This window comes from Mycobacterium sp. UNC410CL29Cvi84 (assembly GCF_000686745.1).
Lineage (GTDB): Bacteria > Actinomycetota > Actinomycetes > Mycobacteriales > Mycobacteriaceae > Mycobacterium > Mycobacterium mucogenicum_B.
In genome coordinates this window covers 316,750-339,784 of the sequence record NZ_JMLM01000001.1, presented here as the reverse complement: position 1 = coordinate 339,784, position 23,035 = coordinate 316,750, and the positions used below count along the sequence as shown (strand labels likewise).

21 protein-coding genes are annotated in these 23,035 nt (G+C 65.6%); 11 read left to right on the top strand and 10 right to left on the bottom strand.

Annotation, left to right across the window (positions count from 1 at the left end):
- Positions 1 to 81: 81 nt before the first annotated feature.
- Positions 82 to 921: an alpha/beta fold hydrolase gene (locus BR47_RS0101730; protein ID WP_020103738.1), complete on the bottom strand. Its 840-nt coding sequence runs from the start codon at positions 919 to 921 to the stop codon at positions 82 to 84.
- A gap of 113 nt (positions 922 to 1,034) precedes the next feature.
- Between BR47_RS0101730 and BR47_RS0101725 the strand changes: the two genes are divergently transcribed.
- The 3 genes from BR47_RS0101725 to BR47_RS0101715 are packed head-to-tail and all read left to right on the top strand — an operon-like array spanning position 1,035 to position 4,637.
- Complete coding sequence (locus tag BR47_RS0101725) at positions 1,035 to 2,237, top strand: CoA transferase (RefSeq protein WP_029118395.1); 1,203 nt, start codon at positions 1,035 to 1,037, stop codon at positions 2,235 to 2,237.
- Positions 2,234 to 3,034 (top strand): acyl-CoA thioesterase, encoded by an 801-nt coding sequence (locus BR47_RS0101720; RefSeq protein ID WP_029118394.1) that lies wholly within the window; start codon positions 2,234 to 2,236, stop codon positions 3,032 to 3,034. The genes BR47_RS0101725 and BR47_RS0101720 overlap by 4 nt, the downstream gene beginning before the upstream one ends.
- Positions 3,035 to 3,074: 40 nt before the next feature.
- On the top strand, positions 3,075 to 4,637 hold the full coding sequence (locus BR47_RS0101715; RefSeq protein WP_029118393.1) for an acetolactate synthase large subunit: 1,563 nt from the start codon (positions 3,075 to 3,077) through the stop codon (positions 4,635 to 4,637).
- 57 nt (positions 4,638 to 4,694) lie between these two features.
- On the opposite strand, the gene BR47_RS33425 is transcribed toward BR47_RS0101715, so the two are convergent.
- Positions 4,695 to 4,862 carry a hypothetical protein gene (locus BR47_RS33425; RefSeq protein WP_020103734.1) on the bottom strand — a complete coding sequence of 56 codons (168 nt, stop codon included), beginning with the start codon at positions 4,860 to 4,862 and terminating at the stop codon, positions 4,695 to 4,697.
- Between the two features lie 245 nt (positions 4,863 to 5,107).
- On the opposite strand from BR47_RS33425, the gene BR47_RS0101705 reads away from it, so the two are divergent.
- The 3 genes from BR47_RS0101705 to dprA are packed head-to-tail and all read left to right on the top strand — an operon-like array spanning position 5,108 to position 8,102.
- A complete protein-coding gene (locus BR47_RS0101705) occupies positions 5,108 to 5,464 on the top strand; it encodes a YraN family protein (RefSeq protein ID WP_020103733.1) in 357 nt (118 codons plus the stop codon).
- Positions 5,464 to 6,972, top strand: a complete 1,509-nt coding sequence (locus BR47_RS0101700) for a YifB family Mg chelatase-like AAA ATPase (protein WP_020103732.1) — start codon at positions 5,464 to 5,466, stop codon at positions 6,970 to 6,972. The genes BR47_RS0101705 and BR47_RS0101700 overlap by 1 nt, the downstream gene beginning before the upstream one ends.
- Positions 6,969 to 8,102, top strand: coding sequence for a DNA-processing protein DprA (gene dprA, locus BR47_RS0101695; RefSeq protein WP_029118392.1), 1,134 nt, complete (start codon positions 6,969 to 6,971; stop codon positions 8,100 to 8,102). The genes BR47_RS0101700 and dprA overlap by 4 nt, the downstream gene beginning before the upstream one ends.
- Before the next feature lie 24 nt (positions 8,103 to 8,126).
- On the opposite strand, the gene BR47_RS0101690 is transcribed toward dprA, so the two are convergent.
- Positions 8,127 to 9,215 (bottom strand): S-(hydroxymethyl)mycothiol dehydrogenase, encoded by a 1,089-nt coding sequence (locus BR47_RS0101690; RefSeq protein WP_029118391.1) that lies wholly within the window; start codon positions 9,213 to 9,215, stop codon positions 8,127 to 8,129.
- 61 nt (positions 9,216 to 9,276) lie between these two features.
- Positions 9,277 to 10,467, bottom strand: coding sequence for a cytochrome P450 (locus BR47_RS0101685; protein ID WP_020102053.1), 1,191 nt, complete (start codon positions 10,465 to 10,467; stop codon positions 9,277 to 9,279).
- A 249-nt stretch (positions 10,468 to 10,716) separates the two neighbouring features.
- Between BR47_RS0101685 and BR47_RS0101680 the strand changes: the two genes are divergently transcribed.
- Positions 10,717 to 11,418: a TetR/AcrR family transcriptional regulator gene (locus tag BR47_RS0101680; RefSeq protein ID WP_081633441.1), complete on the top strand. Its 702-nt coding sequence runs from the start codon at positions 10,717 to 10,719 to the stop codon at positions 11,416 to 11,418.
- Positions 11,419 to 11,555: 137 nt separating this feature from the next.
- On the opposite strand, the gene BR47_RS33975 is transcribed toward BR47_RS0101680, so the two are convergent.
- The 4 genes from BR47_RS33975 to BR47_RS0101660 all read right to left on the bottom strand — a co-directional run bounded on the left by BR47_RS33975 (position 11,556) and on the right by BR47_RS0101660 (position 15,404).
- Complete coding sequence (locus BR47_RS33975; RefSeq protein ID WP_177127299.1) at positions 11,556 to 13,406, bottom strand: FAD-dependent monooxygenase; 1,851 nt, start codon at positions 13,404 to 13,406, stop codon at positions 11,556 to 11,558.
- Positions 13,325 to 13,717 carry an FAD-dependent monooxygenase gene (locus tag BR47_RS33970; protein ID WP_081831163.1) on the bottom strand — a complete coding sequence of 131 codons (393 nt, stop codon included), beginning with the start codon at positions 13,715 to 13,717 and terminating at the stop codon, positions 13,325 to 13,327. Before BR47_RS33970 ends, BR47_RS33975 begins: the two co-directional genes overlap by 82 nt.
- Before the next feature lie 390 nt (positions 13,718 to 14,107).
- Positions 14,108 to 14,752, bottom strand: coding sequence for a polysaccharide deacetylase family protein (locus tag BR47_RS0101665; RefSeq protein WP_020102050.1), 645 nt, complete (start codon positions 14,750 to 14,752; stop codon positions 14,108 to 14,110).
- Positions 14,745 to 15,404, bottom strand: coding sequence for a TetR/AcrR family transcriptional regulator (locus BR47_RS0101660; RefSeq protein WP_036426526.1), 660 nt, complete (start codon positions 15,402 to 15,404; stop codon positions 14,745 to 14,747). Before BR47_RS0101660 ends, BR47_RS0101665 begins: the two co-directional genes overlap by 8 nt.
- A gap of 106 nt (positions 15,405 to 15,510) precedes the next feature.
- Between BR47_RS0101660 and BR47_RS29430 the strand changes: the two genes are divergently transcribed.
- The 4 genes from BR47_RS29430 to BR47_RS0101640 all read left to right on the top strand — a co-directional run bounded on the left by BR47_RS29430 (position 15,511) and on the right by BR47_RS0101640 (position 18,387).
- A complete protein-coding gene (locus BR47_RS29430) occupies positions 15,511 to 16,362 on the top strand; it encodes an alpha/beta hydrolase (protein WP_051634549.1) in 852 nt (283 codons plus the stop codon).
- 5 nt (positions 16,363 to 16,367) lie between these two features.
- On the top strand, positions 16,368 to 17,054 hold the full coding sequence (locus BR47_RS0101650) for a VOC family protein (protein WP_029118387.1): 687 nt from the start codon (positions 16,368 to 16,370) through the stop codon (positions 17,052 to 17,054).
- Between the two features lie 90 nt (positions 17,055 to 17,144).
- The gene (locus BR47_RS0101645) at positions 17,145 to 18,005 is read left to right on the top strand and encodes a fumarylacetoacetate hydrolase family protein (protein WP_029118386.1); all 861 of its coding nucleotides are present in this window, start codon (positions 17,145 to 17,147) and stop codon (positions 18,003 to 18,005) included.
- Positions 18,006 to 18,030: 25 nt separating this feature from the next.
- Positions 18,031 to 18,387 carry a DoxX family protein gene (locus tag BR47_RS0101640; protein ID WP_020102045.1) on the top strand — a complete coding sequence of 119 codons (357 nt, stop codon included), beginning with the start codon at positions 18,031 to 18,033 and terminating at the stop codon, positions 18,385 to 18,387.
- 273 nt (positions 18,388 to 18,660) lie between these two features.
- On the opposite strand, the gene BR47_RS0101635 is transcribed toward BR47_RS0101640, so the two are convergent.
- Positions 18,661 to 20,256, bottom strand: a complete 1,596-nt coding sequence (locus tag BR47_RS0101635; RefSeq protein WP_029118385.1) for a YhgE/Pip family protein — start codon at positions 20,254 to 20,256, stop codon at positions 18,661 to 18,663.
- A complete protein-coding gene (locus tag BR47_RS0101630; protein WP_020102043.1) occupies positions 20,253 to 23,018 on the bottom strand; it encodes an MMPL family transporter in 2,766 nt (921 codons plus the stop codon). Before BR47_RS0101630 ends, BR47_RS0101635 begins: the two co-directional genes overlap by 4 nt.
- Positions 23,019 to 23,035 lie beyond the last annotated feature (17 nt).

Below are 23,035 nucleotides of genomic sequence, written 5' to 3'. Positions count from 1 at the left end.
CCGGCGACCAGATGACAACGGGCGGCCGCGTACCGCACACCATGGGATCGGTGTGCGGTACGCGGCCGCCCGTGCAGACGATCAGCGCTGCAGGAAGCCCAGCACCGTGCTCTCGAATGCCTCCTTGGCCTCGATCATCGCCCAGTGCCCGCAGTTCGGGAACACGTGCAGCTCGGCGTTGGAGATGGTGCGCATCGGGATGAGCGCCATGTCCAGCGGGCTGACGCGGTCGTCGCGGCCCCACGTCAACAGCGTCGGCGCCTTCACCTTGTGCATCTGAGCCCAGGGCTGCGGCGGCGCATCGGCCGACCGCATGAACTTCATCATCATCTTGAAGGCGGCCTTGCCGTACATCCGGCGGGCCGACTCGAGCGTCTCGGGATCGGAGGCCAGCTTCAAGCGCTCTTCGATCAGCTCTTCGGTGACGATCTTCTCGTCGTACACCATCGAGTTGAGCCAGTCGATCAGCCGCTGCCGGGTCGGGTCCTCGGTGAACTCCTGCAGCAGCCGGATGCCCTCGCTCGGGCCGGGGCTGAAGATGTTGGTGCCGATACCGCCGATGGTGACCAGCTTGCCGATGCGGTCGGGGTTGTTGATGGCGAAGTTGATGCCGACGCCGCCGCCCATCGAGTTACCGACGATGTCCACCTTCTCGACCCCGAGCGCGTCGAGGAAGGGCACGACCGCGGACTGGGCGTCGATCATCGGGTGGCCACCGAAGTCGTCGCTGACGCCGAAGCCGGGGAACTCGAGGATCAGGCAGCGGAAGTGTGCCGCGAACGTCGGCAGGACGCCGCGGAAGTTCCGCCAGCCCGTCACGCCCGGGCCCGAACCGTGCAGAAACAGCACTACAGGGCCGCTGCCCTCGTCGTAATAACGCAGCGTTCCGCGCTCGGTCTGGACTTCCTTCAGCTCACTCATACGTTCCAAATTACGGTGCGGATGTCACGCGGTCGCCACCACCTCCCGTCCGGCGGGACGCGTCGCGCCCGGGGGCGCCCCGTTGTGCTGCGAGCGGCCTTTATGGTGTCCAGATGACCGTGCCGGAGTCTGCGCGTCCACTGGCGGGCGTGCGCATCGTCGAAATCTCCAGTTTCGTCGCAGTGCCCCTGGCGGGGATGACGCTGGCGCAGCTCGGTGCCGAGGTCATCCGGATCGATCCCATCGGCGGCGCCGCGGACTACCACCGCTGGCCGGTGACCGATGACGGCGAGAGCATCTACTGGGCGGGCCTGAACAAGGGCAAGCGATCCGTCGCGGTGGACATGCGCTCACCGGAAGGTCAGGACCTGGTGACCCGGCTGATCGTCGACGCCGGGGTCTTCATCACCAATGTGGCGGGCCGGCAATGGCATTCGTACGAGAACCTCTCCGCGCTGCGGTCCGACCTGATCCACGCCGAGGTGTCCGGCCGGGCCGACGGTGGTACGGCCGTGGACTACACCGTCAACGCCGGGCTGGGCTTTCCGCTGGTCACCGGTCCGTCCGAGTTGCAGACTCCGGTGAACCACGTGCTGGCGGCCTGGGACGTGTCGTGCGGCCTGTACCTGGCGCTGGCGGTGACGGCGGCGCTCCGCCACCGCGACAGCAGCGGCGAGGGCCAGCAGGTCAGCATCCCACTGGAGAACGTGGCCCTGGCCACCGCCGGGAATCTCAGCTTCCTGACCGAGGTGATGGTCAACGGGGTCGGCCGTGAACGCATCGGCAACTCGATCTTCGGCCAGTACGGGCAGCAGTTCGTCAGTGCCGACGGCGCCGCGTTCATGATCGTCGCGCTGACCGGACGCCATTTCCGGGATCTGGTCGAGGTCACCGGTACGACGAAAGCCGTTGCCGCGCTGTCGGAATCGCTCGGTGCGGACTTCACCGATGAGGGGCAGCGCTATCTGCACCGCGACGCGCTCACCGGTCTGTTCACCGTCTGGTTCTGTGCGCACACCGCCGAGCAGATCACGGCGGCGTTGGGTGCGACGTCGATCCTGTGGGAGCGCTACCGCGACTTCAGCGAGGTGGCCGCGAGTCCCAAGGTGACCGACAACCCGCTGTTCACCGAACTCGACCAGCCGCGCATCGGCCGCCACCTGGCACCGGGCCTGCCGCTGCGGATCGACGGTGAGTATCCGCCCGCGCGGCCGGCGCCGGCGCTCGGCGACGACACCACCGCCGTGCTGACCGAGCGGCTCGGGCTCACCGCAGCCGATGTCGCCGGGCTGACGGAAGCGGGGACCGTGGCATGACCGTGCTGCCCGACTTGTTGGTGGTGTCGCCCGGTGCCGGGCCCGAGTCCTGGCTTGGGGCGGCCGGGGGACCCAACGGCAAGCGGGCCTTCGGCGGCCTGCTGATGGCGCAGAGTCTGTCCGCCGCATGTCAGACGGTGAACCCGGAGATGCGCCCGACGGTCATGCACCTGCAGTACCTGCGTGGGGGAGAGGCCGGCGCGACCACGGACTACACGGTGGTCCGGGTGTACGACGGACGGACCGCGGCGGCGCGGCGGGTCGAGGCCTGCCAGGCCGGGCGGCTGCTGACCGTCGCGACCGTGTCCTTCTCGATGGACCTGGCCGGCCCCGAACACGATGAAACACGGTCACTGCCAGAGGATCCCGAGCTGCTGCCGTTGACCGGGCCGCCGGGGCCGGCGCCCGCGGTGCCGCTGGACGAGATCGACATCCGGATCGTCGACGACCGGTCGTCGGGCGAGTTCGTCCGGCGCATGTGGTGGCGGGCCACGGTGGCGATGCCACCGGAACAGTTGCCGCACATGATGATTGCCTGCTACATCACCGACCTCTACGGGATCGACCCGGCGCTGCAGGTGCACGGACACTCCATGCAGGCACGCACCCACCGCAGCGGCACCACCGATTTCTCGATCTGGTTTCACCACCCGATCCGGGCCGATCACTGGAATCTGCTGGAATCGCGTTCTCCGGCCGCGGGCCGGGGCCGCGGTGTGATCACCGGGAGTCTGGTCGGCGCAGACGGAACCAGGGTCGCGACAATGGTGCAGGAAGGTCTGATCGCGGACCGGTAGTACCGTCGTCGGCAGGCTGGTGAAGAACCCTAGGAGAACGATGAACGGCGCACAGGCACTGATCCGCACACTGGTCGACGCCGGCGTCGACGTCTGCTTCGGTAATCCCGGAACCAGCGAGATGCACTTCGTCGCGGCACTGGACTCCGTGCCCGAGATGCGTGGTGTGCTCTGCCTTTTCGAGGGTGTGGTCACCGGTGCCGCCGACGGTTATGCCCGCATGGCCGAGAAGCCGGCGGCCACCCTGCTGCATCTGGGCCCCGGACTCGGCAACGGCATCGCCAACCTGCACAACGCCCGCCGGGCCTATTCGCCGATGGTCAACGTCGTCGGCGACCATGCGCTCGGCCACAAGAAGTACGACGCACCACTGGAATCCGACATCGACGCGATGGCGGGCACGGTGTCGGGATGGGTGCGCCGGTGCGAGAAATTGGCCGACATCGCCAACGACGCGGTGGCCGCGATCGAGGCCGCGCAGCAGGGACAGGTGGCCACGCTGATCCTGCCGGCGGATGTGTCGTGGACCGAGGGCGCCGAGCCGGCGGCGGGGGAGCCGACCACGAGCGCGGCGTCGTTCGACTACCGCGCCGGCGTCGACCCTGACGAACACGAGCTGCTCGACGCCGGTCCCGAAGTCTTCGGCGCCGGCACCGTCCTGCTGCTGGGCAGCGCGGCCTGCCGGGAGCGCGGCCTTCGTGCCGCGAGCCGGATCGCCGAGGCCACCGGAACCAAGGTATTGATCGAGACCTTCCCGGCCCGGCTCGAACGCGGCGCCGGCCGGCCCAACTTCGAACGCCTGGCGTATCTCGCCGAAGCCGCTCAGTTCCAGCTCACCGGCGCCGAGCACCTCGTGCTGGCCGGCGCCCGGTCCCCGGTGTCGTTCTTCGCCTACCCCGGCAAGGCGAGTGACCTGGTGCCGGGCGGCTGCCAGATACACACCGTGGGCAGCGACATCGTCGCGCGTCTGGAAGAACTGGCCGATTCGGTGGCGCCGGGTACCGAGCCGGTGCTGACCGAGCTGAAAGTGCCGGAGCTGCCGACAGACTCGGCTCTGACGACGCAGAACTGGGTCGAGGTGGTGGCCGCGACGCTGCCCGACGACGCGATCATCGTGGACGAGTCCAACACCAGCGGGTTCCTGCTGCCGCAGGCGACGATGAGCGCGCCGCGGCACGACCTGTTGACGTTGACCGGCGGCGCCATCGGGTTCGGATTGCCGAGTGCGGTCGGTGCCGCGGTGGCCCGCCCGGACCGTCCGGTGCTGTGTCTGCAGTCCGATGGCAGTGCGATGTACACGATTTCGGCGTTGTGGACCATGGCGCACGAGCAGCTCGACGTGGTGACGGTCATCCTCAACAATGCCGCCTACGCGATCCTGCGCATGGAGCTGCAGCGCGTCGGGGCCGAGGCCAGTGGGCCGAAAGCCGCGGCGATGCTTGATCTCTCGGGCCCGACGACGGATTTCGCGGCGCTGGCGGCGGCCATGGGCGTGCCGTCGGCGAAGGCGACGACAACGGCGGAGTTGGCCGACCTGCTCCGCGTGGGCTACGCCACACCGGGGCCGTACCTGATCGACGCGGCGGTGCCGGCGCTGCTGTAGGTGCCGGGCAAAAAAATTCGGGGCCCCTCGGTGAGGGGCCCCGAATCCTGTTGACGGTCAGCGGCTCTGGTGCACGCTGTTGTCCACCTGCGGCGCCTCGGCGCGCGGGTGGATGTCGTTGACCCAGTCGTGGTGGGAGATGTCCGCCGACGCCGGCGCGGCCAGTCCCAGCACCGCTGCTGCCAATCCGTTTGCCACCAGTGCGGCGATTCCGAGCTTCTTCATTGTCCCCAACTCCTTGTATCTGAAGCTTTGATGCTCGGTTCAACGGGTGGAGGGCCGGCAGTATTTCTGTAGTTGGGCGTTGGCAGCAATTGATCGTTCTTCGGCAGTAATCAGTCTGTCGGCCGGTCCTGTGGATGAATCGCGCACTGTGCATAACTGTCTTCCGGACGCCGGATCCGAGGGTCTTCGTCTCGTGATCTGTCGGTGGCTCCGGCCACGGTGACGGCATGAACACACCACCACGCATGACCCGCGCCGAGATCGGAGCGCTCGGTGAACAGCTCGCGGTCGACCACCTGGTCTCGCTGGGAATGACGGTCCTGACCCGGAACTGGCGCTGCCGGTGGGGTGAACTCGACGTCATCGCCACCGAAAGGGACCACAGTGCGGTGGTCTTCGTCGAGGTGAAGACCCGCACCACCACGGAGTTCGGCGGTGTCGAGGAAGCGGTGACGCCCGAGAAGGCCCGTCGGCTGCGTCGGTTGGCCAGCGTGTGGCTGGCTGAGCAGAACGCGCACTGGCCCGATGTGCGGATCGATGTGGTCGGCGTCCGGCTCGGTGGCCGGGAGCCGGAGCTGGTGCATCTGAGAGGTATCGGCTGATGGCGCTGGGACGGGCCTACTCGGTGGCCATCCGCGGCCTCGACGGCGTCATGGTGGAGATCGAGGCGGACATCACCTCGGGGCTGCCGGGGGTGCATCTGGTCGGCCTACCCGATGCGGCGCTGCAGGAGTCGCGGGACCGGGTCAGGGCCGCGATCACCAACTGCGGCAACAGCTGGCCGATGTCGCGGCTGACTCTCGGGCTGTCGCCGGCCACGCTGCCGAAAGGTGGGTCGATGTATGACCTGGCGATCGCCGCGTCGGTGCTGTCGGCGCATCTGAAGACGCACTGGGGACGGCTGGACAAGACGGTCCTGCTGGGCGAACTGGCACTCGACGGTCGGGTGCGTCCGGTCAAGGGCGTGCTGCCTGCCGTCATGGCTGCCAAGCGGGAAGGGTGGCCGTCGGTGGTCGTGCCTGCCGAGAATCTGGCCGAAGCCAGTCTCGTCGACGGCATCGAGGTATGGGGCGTTCGCACGCTCGGACAGATGCAGGCGTGGCTCAATGGGAAGGCGCCGCTGGACGGGCGGGTCGACACGACGGCGCCGGCCGCCGACGACGGCGTCGACCTGGCCGACGTGGTCGGTCAGACCCAAGCTCGATGGGCAGTGGAGATCGCCGCCGCCGGCGCCCACCACCTGATGCTCACGGGGCCGCCGGGGATCGGCAAGACGATGCTGGCCCAACGGCTCCCGGGGCTGCTGCCCGACCTGACCGAGGAGGAAGCGCTGGAGGTCACCGCCATCCATTCGGTGGTCGGGCTGCTCACCGGTGATACGCCGCTGATCACCCGCCCGCCGTTCGTGGCGCCGCATCACACGTCCAGTGTCTCGGCACTCGTCGGCGGTGGCTCCGGGATGGCACGCCCCGGCGCCATCAGCCGGTCGCATCGCGGCGTCCTGTTCCTCGACGAGTGCGCCGAGATCGGGACCAGCGTGCTCGAAGCCCTGCGGACCCCGTTGGAGGAAGGCAAGATTCGGCTGGCACGTCGTGACGGCGTGGCGTGCTATCCCGCTCGCTTCCAGTTGGTCCTCGCGGCGAATCCGTGCCCGTGCGCTCCGCCGAACCCGCGGGACTGTGTGTGCCCGTCAGCCGACCGGCGTCGGTATCTGGGCAAGCTCTCCGGGCCGCTGATGGACCGCGTCGATCTGCGTGTCGATATGCACCCTGTACTCGCCGGCGCCTTCGGTGACCACGCCGCCGAATCCACCAGTGCTGTCCGTGCCCGCGTCGCCGCCGCCCGTGCGGCCGCCGCCGAGCGATGGCAGGACGTCGGAGTCCGGACCAACGCCGAGGTACCAGGGCCCCTGCTGCGCCGCAGATTCCGGCTGAGCCGGGACGCCATGGAGCCGCTGCGCAAATCCCTCGATTCCGGCCGGTTGAGTATCCGCGGCGTTGACCGCACGTTGCGCGTCGCGTGGTCCCTGGCCGATCTGGCGGGCCGCGATGCGCCCAACCTCGAGGACGTCAGCACGGCATTGGGTTTCCGCGAGGGAGATGTCCGATGAGTGCCGACGAGCAGGAACTGCGGGCGTGGGCGTATCTGTCGCGGGTGGCTGAACCGCCGTGCCCGAGGTTGACGGTATTGGTGGCCGATCACGGGCCGGTCGAGGTGGCAGACATGATCCGGCGCGGCCGCGAGGATTCGGACCTCACCGGCAGCGTCGCCGCGCGCCGTGAGGTTGATTGCGCGGCGCGGGATTTGGAGATTCTCGATCGCCGCGGTGGGCGGTTGATCACGCCCGACGACGATGAGTGGCCGTACCTGTCGTTCGTCGCGTTCGCGAACAAGGCGGTGTGGGAGCGGCCATCGGGTTACCCGCCCATGGTGTTGTGGGCGCTCGGCCCGGCCCGCCTCGATGAGATCGCCGAACGCGCTGCCTCCATCGTCGGCACCAGGGCGTGCACGGCGTACGGCGAACATGTCGCTGCCGAGATTGCAGCGGGCCTCGTCGAACGTGACGCCGCGGTGGTCTCTGGTGGCGCTTATGGCATCGACGGAGCGGCGCACCGCGCGGTGTTGGCGTCGGACGGCGTCACCATGGCAGTGCTTGCCGGGGGTATCGACGTGCCGTACCCGTCGGGGCATTCGGCGCTGCTGCACCGGGTGGCCACCTCGGGGCTGCTGCTCAGCGAGTATCCGCCGGGGGAGCGGCCGACCAGATACCGGTTCCTGACCCGAAACCGATTGGCGGCGGCGCTATCCGGGGCCACCGTGGTGGTTGAAGCTGGGCTGCGCAGCGGGGCGGCCAACACCGCGGCGTGGGCGACCGCGATGGGCCGCAAGGTGTGTGCGGTGCCCGGCCCGGTGACGTCGGCCGCTTCGGCGGGATGCCACGTCCTCATCCGCAACGGTGCGGCCCTGGTCGACCGGGCCGAGCAGGTCGTCGAATTGATCGGGCGGATAGGCGAACTGGCCGATGAACCCGAGCATCCAGAGACACCGCTCGATGACCTGACCCCGGACCAGCTTCAGGTGTACGAGGCGCTGCCGGCACGGGGCTTCCGCAGCCTCGAGCAGATCTCGGTCGGTGCGGCCCTGCCACCCGAACGTGTGCTCGGGCCGCTGGCGCTGCTGGAGATCAGCGGTCTGGTGGAGAAACAGGACGGGCAGTGGCGGATCAGGAGGGCGGGATGAGGTGTGCTCCTGGGCCGTGACCACTCACTTGAGGACCACCACCGAGCGCAGCACCTCGCCGCTGTGCATCTTGTGGAAGGCGTCCTCGATCTGGTCGAGTCCGATGCGTTCGGTGACGAACTTCTCCAGCGGGAGCCGGCCCTGCAGGTACAGGCTGATGAGGGTGGGGAAGTCGCGTTCGGGCAGGCAGTCGCCGTACCACGACGACTTCAGCGATCCGCCGTGGGAGAAGAAGTCGATCAGCGGCATCTCGAGGGTCATGTCGGGTGTCGGAACACCCACCAGGACAACGGTTCCGGCCAGATCGCGGGCGTAGAACGCCTGCTTCCAGGTTTCGGGGCGGCCGACGGCGTCGATGACGACGTCGGCGCCGAAGCCGTCGGTGAGGTCGGCGATGGTCTCGACGGCGTCGAGGTCGCGGGCGTTGATGGTGTGGGTGGCGCCGAACTCGCGCGCCCAGTGCAGTTTCTTGTTGTCGGTGTCGACGGCGATGATCCGCTTGGCGCCGACCAGGGCGGCGCCGGCGATGGCCGCATCGCCCACGCCGCCGCAGCCGATGACCGCGACGGTGTCGTCACGGGTGACGCCGCCGGTGTTGATGGCGGCGCCGATGCCGGCCATCACGCCGCAGCCCAGCAGTCCGGCGACGGCGGGGTCGGCTTCGGAATCGACCTTGGTGCACTGGCGTTCGTGCACGAGGGTCTTGTCGGCGAAGGCGCCGATGCCCAGGGCGGGGGTGAGTTCGGTGCCGTCGGTGAGCGTCATCTTGTGGGTGGCGTTGAAGGTGTCGAAGCACAGGTGGGGGCGGCCGCGTTTGCAGGCGCGGCATTCGCCGCAGACGGCGCGCCAGTTGAGGATGACGAAGTCGCCGGGGGCGACGTGGGTGACGCCCTCTCCGACGGCTTCGACGGTGCCGGCGGCTTCGTGGCCGAGCAGGAACGGGTATTGGTCGTTGATGCCGCCTTCGCGGTAGGTGAGGTCGGTGTGGCACACGCCGCAGGCGATGATGTCGACGACGACTTCACCGGGTCCGGGATCGGGGATGACGATGTCGACGAGCTCGATGGGCTGCTTCTTGGCCCGGGAAATCACACCACGCACTGTCTGCGGCACGCTGTTTCTCCTTAACAGATGATGTGTCCTGCGGTAGGGAATGTCTGTAGTGAACGGCCTATCAAGCGGCGATCAGCCTGATAGGCAGATGCTCGTGGCGATGAATGATGTTGTTGATCGCCCACACTGGCGTGCCGGCCAATTCGATGCGTTGCACCCGCGCCGTCAAGGCGGTGAGAATAGCCGCGGTCTCCAGTCGGGCCAGACCCTGCCCGGCACAGGCGTGCGCGCCGTTGCCGAATCCAATTTGACGACCGGCGTCGCGACGGATGTCGAATTCGTCGGGTTTGTCCCATTCGCGTTCGTCGCGGTTGGCCGAGGCATACAAGGCCAGGACGCGTGCGCCTGCCGGGATCAGGCTGCCGGCAATTTCGGTGTCCGTGAGAACCTTTCGCGTGAATGCCCGCAGCGGAGACTCCAGGCGGATCACCTCGTTGATGGCGTTGGGTATCAGAGTTGGTTCTGCCCTGAGTAGCTGCCACTGTTCAGGGTGGGTAGCGAAGAGGTAGACCGCACTGGAGATGGCGCTGATCGTGGTGTCCAACGACGGGGCGATGTAGTCGAGCAGCAGCGGTGGTACATCGTCAAGGCTGAGATCGCCGTTGTCGGCGGCGGTCAGGAGTTCGTCGACCATGCTGCCGTCGAGGACGTTGCGGTCGCGCACTACCCGCCGCGCGAACCACAGCATCTGCAGACTACGGGGGATTGCTTTGATCGCTTGCCAGTTCATCGGCCCCATGAGATCGAATGTTGCTGCGCCCCAAGGGATAAGGTGGTCTCGGTGTTCTCTGGGCCAGCCGACCATGTCGGGTACGAGTGACGCCGGCATCGCGGTGGCCAGGTCGGCGACTCCGTCGATGTGGACTTTGGTCACCGCTGCATCCACGATGGCGGCGGCCTGCTGGTCAACTGCAGTGCTCAGGGCACGCAGCGCTCGGGGCATCAGGCGGTGCGCCACCAGTTTGCGGCGTTGGTCGTGTTCGGCGCCGTCGCTGTTGAGTGTGGTGCCGCGGGACAAGCGGTTGGTCAGGGGATTAACCGCGACTCCGTACCCGGACGCAAATACGCTGTCCGCGCGCAAAGTGGCTTTACATTCGGCGTAGCGCGGCAGGGCGTAGAGGCGGTGGCGCGGCAACCACACGACCGGTCCGAGTCGGCGCAAAGTGCGGTAGTGCTCATAGGGTCGGCGGATTGCCTCGGTGGTGTAGATATTCGGCCGGTAGGTGGCAATGCCCTGGGGGCTACGCAACATGGCGTCGTCCTATTCGGGGTTGTTCGCGCACTCGCGCGAAGGGTCATTGGGTCGCTGTGATCAGGAGAGCGCCGGCTACGTCGCTCAACGTGGCGATGTGCTCGATCGACACAGTCCAGTGTTCTTCAATCGGCAGTCATGTTCGTCACTTCTCACTGTTTCTGACGAAATCATCACATGCGACTGTATCCTCAGTCAAGGCTGTTATGACGAAATCTTCATAACTGATGTGGTTGATACAGTCGGTGGATGAATGAGGCCAACGCCGACGCCTCCGAGGCCGGAGCTGAATCGATTTCCCGACTGCGACGCCGCAAAATGCTCACTCGCGGCGCCCTCATTCGCGCGGCCCAGAGCTTTATCGCCCAAGGTGCTCTCAACGTGCCTGTCCTGGAAATCACCCAGGCCGCCGACGTTGGGATAGGGTCGTTCTACAACCATTTCACCAGCAAGGAAGAGCTTTTCGAAGCTGCTGTCGACGACGTTCTGGACGGCTATGGCGCACTACTGGATGCCTATACCGCTGACATCGCCGATCCCGCCGAGGCGTTCGCCACCAGCTTCCGCCTCGGTGGTCGACTCTTCCGGCGCCGACCCCAAGAAGGTCAGCTGATCTTGAGCCGCGGATCAGCGATGGTGCTTTCCGATCGAGGGATGGCGCCGCGCGCTCTGCGTGACATTGCAGCCGCGATCGACGCCGGCCGCTTCACCATCGGCGATCCCGAACTGGCGCTATCTCTTGCTGGTGGTGCCCTGTTTGGCCTCGGCACACTCCTGCGCGAGCAGCCAGATCGGGATGACGCCGCCGCCACTGACCAAATCGCGGAGGGGGTATTGCGCGCTTTCGGCGTGACTTCCAAGCAGGCGCGCTCTCTGTGCCGGCGTCCTCTGCCGGATCTGTCGGCAATCGAGTCCAGCGGACTGGAGCACGTCGGCGGTTCATTGCAATAGTCCTCTTCGGTATTGAATTACTTTCCGCTCGAGTCTTTTTCGCACCGTCGAGTCGTGGACGAAGTCTTGACTGGAGGTGCGCCGGCAGTAGTGCCATCCTGGGGCGCACTTCGGGGCAAGGTGCGCCCCACGGAAAGTTAGGGCCTACGCGCAGTAGCACGGGCCCCATCGGTAATGTCCGTGTTTTCCGCGATGAGGCGCCCGTGCATGCGCAGCTCGACGGTGGGACGCACGATGCCCAAGTGCGGCGTAATCCCGAAGTCGCTCAGCGTAATTCGCGATGCCATTTCGCCGACCAGTTCGACGCCCTCCCGCGAAAGTGTGACCTCGACTTCGGTCTCGGCCGTCCGTCCGCGGATGGTCAGTGCACCGCGCACGGTGAGCGCATCTGAGCGTGGCGCGGACGCATGCCCCTGGAAGCTGATGGTGGGATATGCGGCCGCGTCGAGGAAATCCGGCGCCAGCAAGTGTCGATCGCGCGCCTTCAGCCCTGTCGTGATGCTAGCGGCCTGCACCTCGAGACGTACCTCTGCGGAGCCATCTCCATTCCACGTCAGCGATCCCGACGATTGCGCGAAATGGCCGGAGACAGGCAGCAATCCCCATATCCCGCGGGCGGTGAAGCCTACGTGCACAGTGCCAGGGTCGAGTAGCCAAGTGCCCGTCAACGGGCCGGACTCGCCGGCAGCCGTGTCCGATCCGCGGCTCGATACCCGCTGGGCGATCTGGCGGACCGCGGAATCCAGGTCGTGGTGTGCGGGATTGGCGCACACGTAGTGATCGGGCCGTACGACGACGAAGGGCTGAGCCCGGAACATGCGACGCGACGTTTCGCTGATGTCCTCCAAAACCTGCGGGGAGGCACCCGGGGTGATCGAGCGGCCACCGGGCGGACACAACGTGACGAAACTGGCGTTCAAGACCTCCTGGGCCAAGCGACGTCCTTGTACCGACAAACCGGCTCGCGGATCGTCGCCCCAGCCGATGATGCGCCATCCTGATCCGGCGACGTCATCGAGCCGGTGCTCTTGGCCGCTGTAGGTGCGAACGTAGGGCTGGGGAAACAGCATGCCGACCGACGAGCGCCGCGATGGTGCTCCGATCAGCAGTCCGCGCCGATACCGCGCCGGCGGGCGGTAGCGGCCTTGCCGAACGTGTTGGCGCACTTGCGGTATGCGCATCAGCGCGGCGATGGCGTTGTCGCGAACTGCCGCCGCTCGTGATGATCGAAGCATGATGAGACGACCGGCCCGTAATGACAGGTTGGTCATCGCGACGACATGTGGACGGCGCTCATCTTCGTATGTGTCGAGGAGCTCAAGGGGCGCTCCTGCGCGCAGTACCGCGCTTACCTTCCACGACAAGTTGGTCACATCGCGAATACCCGAGTTGAGGCCCTGGCCTGCCATCGGCGGCATCAAATGAGCTGCGTCTCCGCACAACATGACTCGGCCCACCCGCCATCGTTGTGCTTGCTTGGCTTGGAACGTGTACACGACGTGGCGCAGTATCTGTGCGGTGTCAGGGTCGGCGTGCTCGGCGATCATCTGCGCTGCGGCACCTGGTTGCAGGAGCTCGTCACGGTTTTCATGGGGCATCACCTTGCGCTCCCAACGGTGATTGCCGTCGGCGAGCCGACCGGTCATCCGCGGTCCCGCCGGATCCATCGTGAAGCAAAAGTAGGGAACATGGGCAATCGGCTCAGGTAGCTTCGCGTCGACGATCACCCAAGGCTCGTTGAAGCTCGATCCTTCGAGCTGCACCCCTACAGCTTCACGAACAGTGCTATTGGCACCGTCGCAGCCCAGGACCAGCCGCGCACGGGCTCGGCTGACGGCGCCCTGGCCATCCCGAAACTCGAGCGCAACTCCATCAGCGTGCTGGATCAACCCGGTCAACTCGTGATTCACCCGCACGTCAACCATTTGGTAACTCGCCAGAGCAGTCCGAAGGTGGCGATCCAGTAACGGTTGATAGATGGCCGACAACCACGGGTGTGCCTGAGGAGTTTCGTGGGCATTGTCGTGGCAAGGATCGCTCCAGCCCGTGACGCCCATTGTGCGCCCGCTCCGGAAATCATGTCGACCACCGCCTCTTCGTAGACGCCTGCCTTCTGCAAACTTCGCAGCGCTTCGCCGTCGAGAACCCCCACGCGGGGGTTGCCATAGACATCGGCTTCCCGGTCGACGGCAAGAACACGAAGACCGCTACGGGCAAGCAAGATCGCCGCGAGCTCGCCGACAGGACCTAAACCGATAACGGCGACGTCGTAACAATCCTGCGACCCGTCGGCGCTCATCGCCGCCTGCCGATCCGGTCGGCAGTCTTCGCGGCCCGGCCGGCCGCGGCTCTAGGACACGGTCGGCAACGGCCATGAGGAAGTTCGTCGAATCTTGACGTCCCTTGGCAGGTGCTGACCATTGTTGCTGTCCTCCATCGCATCTCGATGTGCCCTGCGACACAATCTGACGATATCCTCATATACGAATCTATCGTCAGTCAAGCGGATCGTTGCCGGGTCCTGGGATTCTCGACCCAGGCGTTCTACAAGTGGCGCAAAGCACCTGTATCGCAGCGGGATTGGGATGATGCCCAATGTGTCTGATGAAGCGTGTTCCCAGTAATTGGCGAGAAGGTCTTTTGGTCCAGTCGGTCGCGCGGTCGACGAAAAGTGGACTCGGGCAGCGGATCAGACCCCGAGTCCGGTCAGGGACCCTGTTCGCCGGCCGGATTGGATGGGGACGCAATCCGGCGGAAACGACTGGACGATTTCGATGCCCAGGGAGTCCAGTTGATCCAGCAAGGCCGGCAGGTGGTCCATCGCCCCGGTGGGCAGATCGTGGATGACGACCAGGCTCCACGGACGGGTGAGCACGTCACGCACGCAGCGTTCGACCCAGTGGTCCGGTTCGTCCCAATCGTGTGGGACGCAGTTCCACAGCACGCAGGTGTACTCGTTTGTCTCGATGTAGTCGACCGCGGCCGCGCTGAGGAGGCGCTGGTCGAGTATGCCGCCACCTCCGTAGGGTCGAAACAGCTTGTCCGGGTGGGCGAATGGCTCGAGCAGACGCTGTGCGGCGCCGATCTCCTGTTCAGGTAATCGCGGGTCGTCGTCATCCCCGAACTGTATCGAGTGGGTCATGGTGTGGTTGCCGATCCAATGTCCGTCACTCGCCGCCCGCTCGATCATCGACATCGCACCGGGCGTCAATAGTTGTTCTCCGACAACGAAAAACGTCGACTGAATTGACCGTTGACGCAGGATGTCGAGAACCGTCGGCGTGACCTCGCTCGGTCCGTTGTCGAAGCTCAGAGTGACTTTGGCGCTATCCACTGCGGTCGGCTCCGCGCGCTTTGAGCCCTGCGACGACCAGGTCTGCCACGAACTCGGCGTGTTCACGGACGGCGGCCGTGCTACGCGGATCTTCCGGCGCCATCTGCTCTGCCAGTGGAACCAAGCTGAACGGTGCGGTCGCTCCGTGTGCGACCAGGAAATGCAGGCTACGGATGTTTGCCTCCGTTAGGACCCCTGCGTCGACCAGCACCTTCAACGGGGACAAGACTCGCATGATCGACGGGCCGATGTGCGCCTCCCAGAGATAGGTCAAACGCGCACTGGGCACTGCTCCCTCGACGGTGACAAGTCGCAGTATTTCGGGATGCTCGGCATGCAGTTCGAGAAACCGGACGATGGTGCTCCGTGTCGCGCCCAAAAGGTCGGTGTCGGGGGCGGGATTGATATCGGCCAGGCCGCGTTCAACCAGGCCGAAGGCCCAATCCACCGTGGCAAACCACAGGTCCTCTTTCGAGCCGAACCGCTGGTGGATGAGGTTGTGGCTGACGCCAAGCTCCCGGTTCACCGCCGCAATCGAGGTGCCGTCGAATCCGCGTTCGGCGAACACCCGCAGCGATGCCGCCAGGATCGCATCGACCGAGGCGGGCGACTCGCTTGCCGGCGGACGACCACGGCGTTTTTCCGATGTCATGCCCTCAATCTACCGAAGATGTTGACGGCCATCAACATTTGTGATTAATTGATGGTCATCAACTTAACCGGTCCATTTACCTCACGTCGATCCCAGGAGATTCGCGATGAAACGGGAAGAACACATGGTGGGCGAAACGTTCGCTTACCGGTTCACCAGCCCCGATGCTGACCATGCCCTGCTCATCCAGCACGGTATGGGTGGGCATGGCGGTATCTACGACAACTTTGCCGCGCACTACGCAGGGCTGGGCGCGGACGTCTGGTCCATGGACGCACCTGGCCATGGCCGTTCGTGCGCGAGCCGGCGCGCGGGTGATTTCACCATCGACGAATGGGTTACCGCCGCGCTGGAGATGGCGGACCACATCGGCGACACAACAGGACTGCCCGTATTCATCAAGGGATCATCGCTCGGTGCCGCGGCGGCCTACTGCGCGTACGCCGCATCGGAGAGGATCGCGGGTGCGATTTTGATGGGCTACGCGATTCCATCCTCGCCGCTGGTTCCTGCCGACAATCCTTTCCGCAGCGCGGCGTACGAGCAGCTGCTCGCGATGTACGGCCACGCGCTCGAGTTCAACATCGACCGATTCATCGACTTCGACGAGGATTACGGCTTCCGCGGGGCGGGCCAGCAGAAGCACCGCGATCCGCTCAACACCTGGGCCTACGACTTCAAGGCGATGGGTTCGCTCATGCGGTACGACCCAGCTGTTGCGTTGGCGGACAACGCCAAACCAATCCTCTTCGCGGTCGGAGAAAAGGACCCCATCTTCACCCCCGCATTGGCCAAGTTGGTCGTCGACGCCACGGGAGGGCCGGTCGAATTCCACGTGCACCCGAACGGCGTCCACCAGCTGATGCTGTTCCATACCGCCGACTACAGCCAGGTCGTGCACACCTGGTGCCACAAGCAGCTGACGAACACAACCGCACCAACAACCCACGGAAGGTAAGCGCGATGACCGCAATCCACCCACGCGGGGTCAACCACCTCGCGATCTCCACTCGAGACATCAAAGCCCAGATCGCCTTCTTCACCGATGTTCTCGGCTGCCCACTCAAGGCGCTCTACCGCATGCACGGCGCGGAAGGGGCATGGCACGGGTTCGTCGAACTGAACCCAGAGTCATACATCGCATTCGTCTATCATCCCGACAACCCCGACACCCGCGACTACGGCGTCACGCATGCCGGGAATGCCACCAACCCGGTAGCAGCCGGTGCAATGCAACATGTCTCGCTGCACGTCGCGAACTTTGACGAGCTCCTGGCGCTGCGTGATCGCATCCGCAGCCGCGGCATCGTGGTGCTCGGTCCCATCGATCACGGATTCTGCCAATCGATCTACTTCGCCGGCCCCGAGGGCATCACGCTGGAGTTGACGACCGGCGAGGCGATCGACGATCGCGCGTGGATCGACCCGGAAATTGTTGCCATTAACGGGATTGATGCCGAGGAACTCGAAAAGTACCGCAACCCAGAGCCTTTCATTCCATCGGCGGCACCGGTAACCCAACCCGGAAACGATCCGTCCAAACCGCACATGCACTACCCAGCAGAGGTCTACGAGCAGATCATCGCGATGCCCGACGAGATGGTCTGGCAGCTCGTGAGTCAAACCGACCCCCCGGTTCGCCTCGACTAACGGTCATCCCCATCCGGCCCGCTGCCGATCGCGTTCGGTGGCGGCCGGGCTCCTATCCGCCAACAGCACTGACATCAAAGGACTTACGCCATGAAGCTCGCGAACCTCAACGGCCGAGCCACACTTATCACCCACGCAGGCACCGTCGATCTCGCCAGTCGCTCCAACGGGCTGTTCTCCAGCAACCCGGACGCGGCTATCGCACACATCGCCGACATTCGTGACTGGTACCGGAAGACACAACCAACACCCGAACTAACGCACACTCTCGCCAGCCTCGCAAAAGATCCCACCCCGCTCGGACCGCCGGTGAGCAACCCCAGCCAAATCTTCGCGGTCGGGCTGAACTACGCCGACCACAGTGAAGAAACCGGCCTGAGCGTCCCCGACGTCCCACTGGTGTTCACTAAGTTTCCCTCGTCGATCACCGGGCCGGCCGACTCGATCCCACTGCCCACGGAGACCTGCGACTGGGAAGTCGAGATGGTCGTCGTGATCGGAACGGCAGGACGCAACATCGCCCGTGAACAGGCTGCGAACCACATCGCCGGATTCTGCATCGGCCAAGACATTTCCAACCGCGAAGCCCAAATGGCCGGAGATCCACCACAATTCAGCCTGGCCAAGAGCCATGCCGCATTTACCCCGATTGGCCCCTGGATCACCACGCCAGATGAACTCGCCAACCCCGACGACCTGGCCATCAGCACGACCGTCGACGGCGACACAGTTCAATCGGCCCGAACCTCCGACATGATCTTCGACATCGCCACCTTGATCAGCTACCTGTCCACGTTCTGCGAACTGCGCTGCGGCGACCTCATCTTCACCGGCACTCCCGCCGGCGTGGGCTACTCGCGCATCCCGGCTCGCTACCTCAAGCCAGGAAACCTGCTGGTCTCGACCATCGAGGGACTCGGCCAGCTGCGCAACCCCATCACAGCCCAATAGCGCCGAGCGGCAGGAGAACTAACTTATGCACGCCTACAGCATGATCGCGGCCGCGGCGCTGGCGATCATCCTCGTCGCAGCAGGCGCTCCCAAGATCGTCAATGCACCCTCCGCGCAACGCCATGCCGAACACCTCGGCGTCCCGCACGCACTGAACCGCGCTATCGGACTCCTGGAACTGGTCGCCGTAGCGGGTCTGCTCGCCGGGTTCATTTTGCGGCCCTTGGCGATCGCGGCGGCAACTGGCGTGACCTTGCTGATGATCGGCGCCGCCGGGAGTCATATCCGCGTCCACGACCGCATCCTCGCCGTCGTCCCGGCACTCGCGGTGGGAGCTACCGCGGCAGCGATCTTGGTCCTCGAGCTCGGTCACATCTCCTGACCGGAGGGCACCTGCCAGTCCGACTCGAAGCCACCGAGTCGACCTGCCGTTCTGATGCGCTCGTGACCGAGCGGCGCAGCACGCTATGCGCAGTAGATGGGCTGGTTACTGCCGCGCGATTCAGTCGTGCAAGGAAACCCAAGATTTCTAGGGCCGACTCAAACATCGCGGCGTGCCCGCGCAATGAAACGCGCGAGGGTGAGCGGTTTGAACTCGAACAACCAGGAATTCGATCACGCCCATATTGATGTTGGTGCAAGCATCGCTCTCTCGTCATACCTCAGGCGAAGAGACGTAGCCGAGGCGCAACTGTCGGCCGCTGAGCGAGCGACGGCCTTCGGTGACAAACAGGGTCGCTACCGCGGCGCCGATCATCCAGACGGCGAGTTCGAGAGCTCCGCCGATGGTGGTGTTCGATCCGATGATGACCCCACGGAGGGCGAGGATCGCTGCGTGCGTGGGCAGTACGTTCCCGACGCCGTGGAGAGCTGGCGGGATCGTCGAGGTCAGGCTGGTGACGACCGCGAGAACGAGGACGGCGATGCAGACGAAGCGGCCGGCCAGATCGAACGCGGCGGTGGCGGCCTGGTTGAGAGCCGTGAAGGTCAACGCGGTCAGTATCGTGACCCCGAGCAATCCGAACCACCTGCCCGCGGGTAGATGGAGAACCGGTATGAGTGTGACGCTCAACAGAATTGCGGACACCACCGCTATCGCGGCACCGGGCGCGATGGCGCTCGCCACGATCCGTCGCGTGGATTTCCGTGATGTGAGGACGGCGTTCGGCAGCGGCGGGCTGCTGATGAAGATGCTGAGCGCGCCGGCCCATAGTGCCAGGGTGACCGCGACCGCCGCGACGGCTGCGCCCAGATCGGTGCCGTCGGTGACCGCGATGGCCGGTGTGGCCGCGACATTGCTCATGCGGTCACGCTGTGTCTGGTCGTAGGCGGGCACCTGATCGCGACCCTGTGCGAGTTGGGTCGCCAATTCGTGTGCGCCACCGGACAGTTGCCGCAAACCGCCCTCCAACTGATGCGCACCGGAATCGAGTTGATGGACGCCATTGATGGCGGTACCTATCTGCCCGGTGAGTGCGTCGACACGGTCGGTGACCGCTGCGGGCGGTGAGGGAGGCGGCGGTAGCTGAAGATGCTGTTGCAGACCGGAAGCTGCCGCTCGCACCTGGTTCGCTTGGGCTTGCGCCGCATCCAGGCCCGAGGAAAGCTGGCCAGTTCCGGCTGCCAACTGCGCTGCGCCGGCCGTCAGTTTGTCTGCCCCGTCGGCCAATTCGGATGCGCCCTTCGCTGCTGCACCAAGTTGGTCGTGGATCTTGCCGAAGGATACGTACACCCGGTCCAGGTAGGTCTGGACGATCTGCTGATTGAGGGTTCGCAGCACCACCTGGGCGATTTGGCTGGTGACCAGCGGGTCGGCGACACCGGTGGCATTGGATGCCTGCACCCGGACTTCGGCTTGACCGGCATTGAGCGGATTGCTATTCGCCGATGATGTCGCTTTTGCGGAGAAGTCTTCCGGGATGGTGACGACGGCGCCGTAGTCGCCCCGCGCCAGACCGTCGCGCGCATCTGCGGCGTCGGTCAGGATCCAGGTGAAGGCAGCTTTTGATGTGGTGAGGTTGCTGGCCAATTGCCGTCCCAGCGGGATGGTCTGGCCATTGACGGTGACCGGCTTGTCGTTGTTGACCACGGCAGCTTTGGCGGCGCCGTGGTTCGATTCGGGAGCCCAGAACGCCCACAAGAACAGGACCATAACCAGAACCGGTAGCAACAGTAGTCCGAACCAACTGCGCCACAGCAGCTTTCCGCGCGCGCCTGAGTCGTGAGTCGGGCTTGCGAGAGAGGCGATCATTTGCTCGCTCCGGCGGTTGCAGGGTTGAGGTCCACGGTGTGGATACTGTCGGTGTCGTCGGGTAGCAGGTCGGCGATGCGGGCGAGGTCCTGGCAGGTCACCACGAAGGTGACAGGGCGTCCGGATGCGCTGCGGCGGTCCGCGAGCACTTCGCGCACACGGTCACGCGAGGTGGTGCGGATGACGATGTCGGCGTCGTCGATGAGTATCAGCTCTATGTCGTTCGCGAGCGCCTCGTCGAGCGCGGCTTCCGGCGCGGCGGTGTCGTGGCAGGTGACCACGGCGACCTGCCGGCGGACGGTTCGCATATGTTGCGGCAGCACGTGTCCGAGAACTTTGAGGTCACCGGCGATACGGCCGACACGGCCCGCCAGGGTGTACAGCAGTGCGGTCTTTCCGGCCGGCCCGGGGCCGTGCAGCACGACGACGGAACCGCGTGGCACGGCCAGATTGATGCCGGCGTAGACGTTGCGGCCGCGGTCGTCGGTGCGAGTTAGACCGGTGGCATCGATCGCGTCGTCGCAACCAGGTTCTGGCCAGTCCGCCAGCCGTAGCTCATGCATGAGGCCGTCGCCTTCGGCGTCGAAGATCGGCAGGCGGCGGTCGATGGCGCCGGGCAGATACCAGGCCCGCCGGCCAAGCAGTGCCAGCACTGCCGGTACCAGGGTCATGCGAACCAGGAACGCGTCGACGAAGACGCCGATGGCGAGGCTGAACGCGATCGGTTTGATGACGGCGCTGCCCTCCGGGACGAAGGCGGCGAACACGGCGAACATGATGACTGCCGCGGCTACCACCACCCGCGACGCCGAGATGAATCCGGACTCGATGGCCTGCTGCGGATCACCCTGGTGCACATAGCTTTCCCGTATCCGCGATACCAGGAACACTTCGTAGTCCATGGCCAGACCGAACAGCACACCCATGAGAATGATCGGCAGGAAGCTGACCACACTGCCGACGCGATCCACCCCGAGCATGGTGGCGAAGTGGCCTTGCTGAAAGACGAAGGACGTCGCTCCGAAGGCAGCTCCGACCGACAGCAAGTATCCGGCGGTGGCCTTGACCGGTACCCAGACTGAGCGGAACACCATCGCGAGGAGAACCAGTGACAGCCCGACGACCAGTACCCCGAAGGGCAACAGTGCGGCCCCGAGTTGGGCAGACACGTCGACACCGACGGCGGTGATGCCGGTGACCGCGGTGTCGGTGCCATAGGCCTTTTGGAAGTGCTCGCGCTGGGCGCGCAGTGTGTTCACCAGGGTCTCGGTTTGCGCCGAGTCCGGTGCTGTGGTGGGGACGACTTGGATGATGCCGGTGTCTGCCTTGGGGTTCGGCGTGGCGAGCGGGACGCTGGCCACCCCGGGTAGGTGGGCGATGTCTTCGGCGATCTTGTTGACCACACCGATCGGGTCGGTGCTGGCGATGATGTCGGCGGTGACGATGAGTGGGCCGTTGTAGCCGGGGCCGAAGTGCTCGTCGATGACATCGTAGGTGTCGCGGGCGGGGCTGCCGTGTTCTTCGGATCCGTTGTCCGGCAGAGCAAGTCGCAGCTCAGTCGCCGGTAGTGCGCACACGGCCAGTCCGGCGACGATGACGACGACCGTCACCACCGGCTTGCGGGTGGCCGTCTGCACCCAGAGCCGACTCCATTCGATGCGGCGCAGTCGCGTCGTGGCGGTAGTTTTGGCCTGCGTCGGTTTGGTTTTGGGTCGCAGGCGTTCACCGGCGAGAGCCATCAGCGCCGGGATCAGGGTGACGGCGATCGCGACGGCGACGGCCACGGCGGAAGCGGCTGCCAGACCCATCGTGGTCAGGAACGGGATACCGCCGACGAACAGGCCCAGTAGCGCGATGATGACCGTCAGACCCGCGAACGTCACGGCCGATCCGGCGGTGGCGGTGGCGCGGGCCACGGATTCCCCGACCTCGAGCCCGTCGGCAAGCTGATCGCGGTGCCGCGACAGCAGGAACAGTGCATAGTCGATGCCGACCGCCAGCCCCAGCATCACCGCGAGCATCGGCGCGGTCGAGGACACGGGAGTGAATACGGTGGCGGAGTAGATGAGGGCCACCGAGATCGCGACGCCGAGGATCGCGGTCAGTAGCGGCATGCCAGCGGCGATCAGGGAGCCGAAGACTACCAGGAGCACCAGGAGCGCGATCAGCAGACCGATGCCTTCGGTGGGACTGAGTTTGGGGACGGGATTACTGAAGGCGGGCCCGCCGACATGCACGCTGACGCCGTGGCCGATGTCGGTTGCCAGCTGTTGTCCGATGCGGGTGATCTGGTCGCGGGTCTCGGGTGTGACATCGGCGAGGGCGACCGTCAGCTGAGCGGTGAGGATCGCGGCGCGATGATCGGTTGAGATGGGCGCCTGGATTCGGGGTTGTGGGCTGCCTGGTGGGGTGTCGGTCTTCGGGGCGGGATCGAACGGGTTGATCACCGAAGCGACCTGGTGCAGTTTGGTGAGCTGGTCAACGGCAGTGGCGGTGGGTGCGGCGCCCAGGGCAGTGACGTTCTGGCCGGCCGGGGCGACGATGACCAGTTGGGCCGAGGAGCCGCTGGTCTCGGGGAATACGCGCCCGAGGTAGTCCAGGGCGTCCTGCGATTGGGTGCCGGGGACAGCGAAGGTGTCGTCGGTGCCTTTGTTGAAGCCGGCGAGGCCGACGGCGATGGCGAGCACGAGCAGCCAGGCGACGATGACCCAGCGGCGCCGGCGCACCAGCAGCTGGCCCAATTGGTAGAGGAAGGACGACATGCCGATCGCCTGACTGG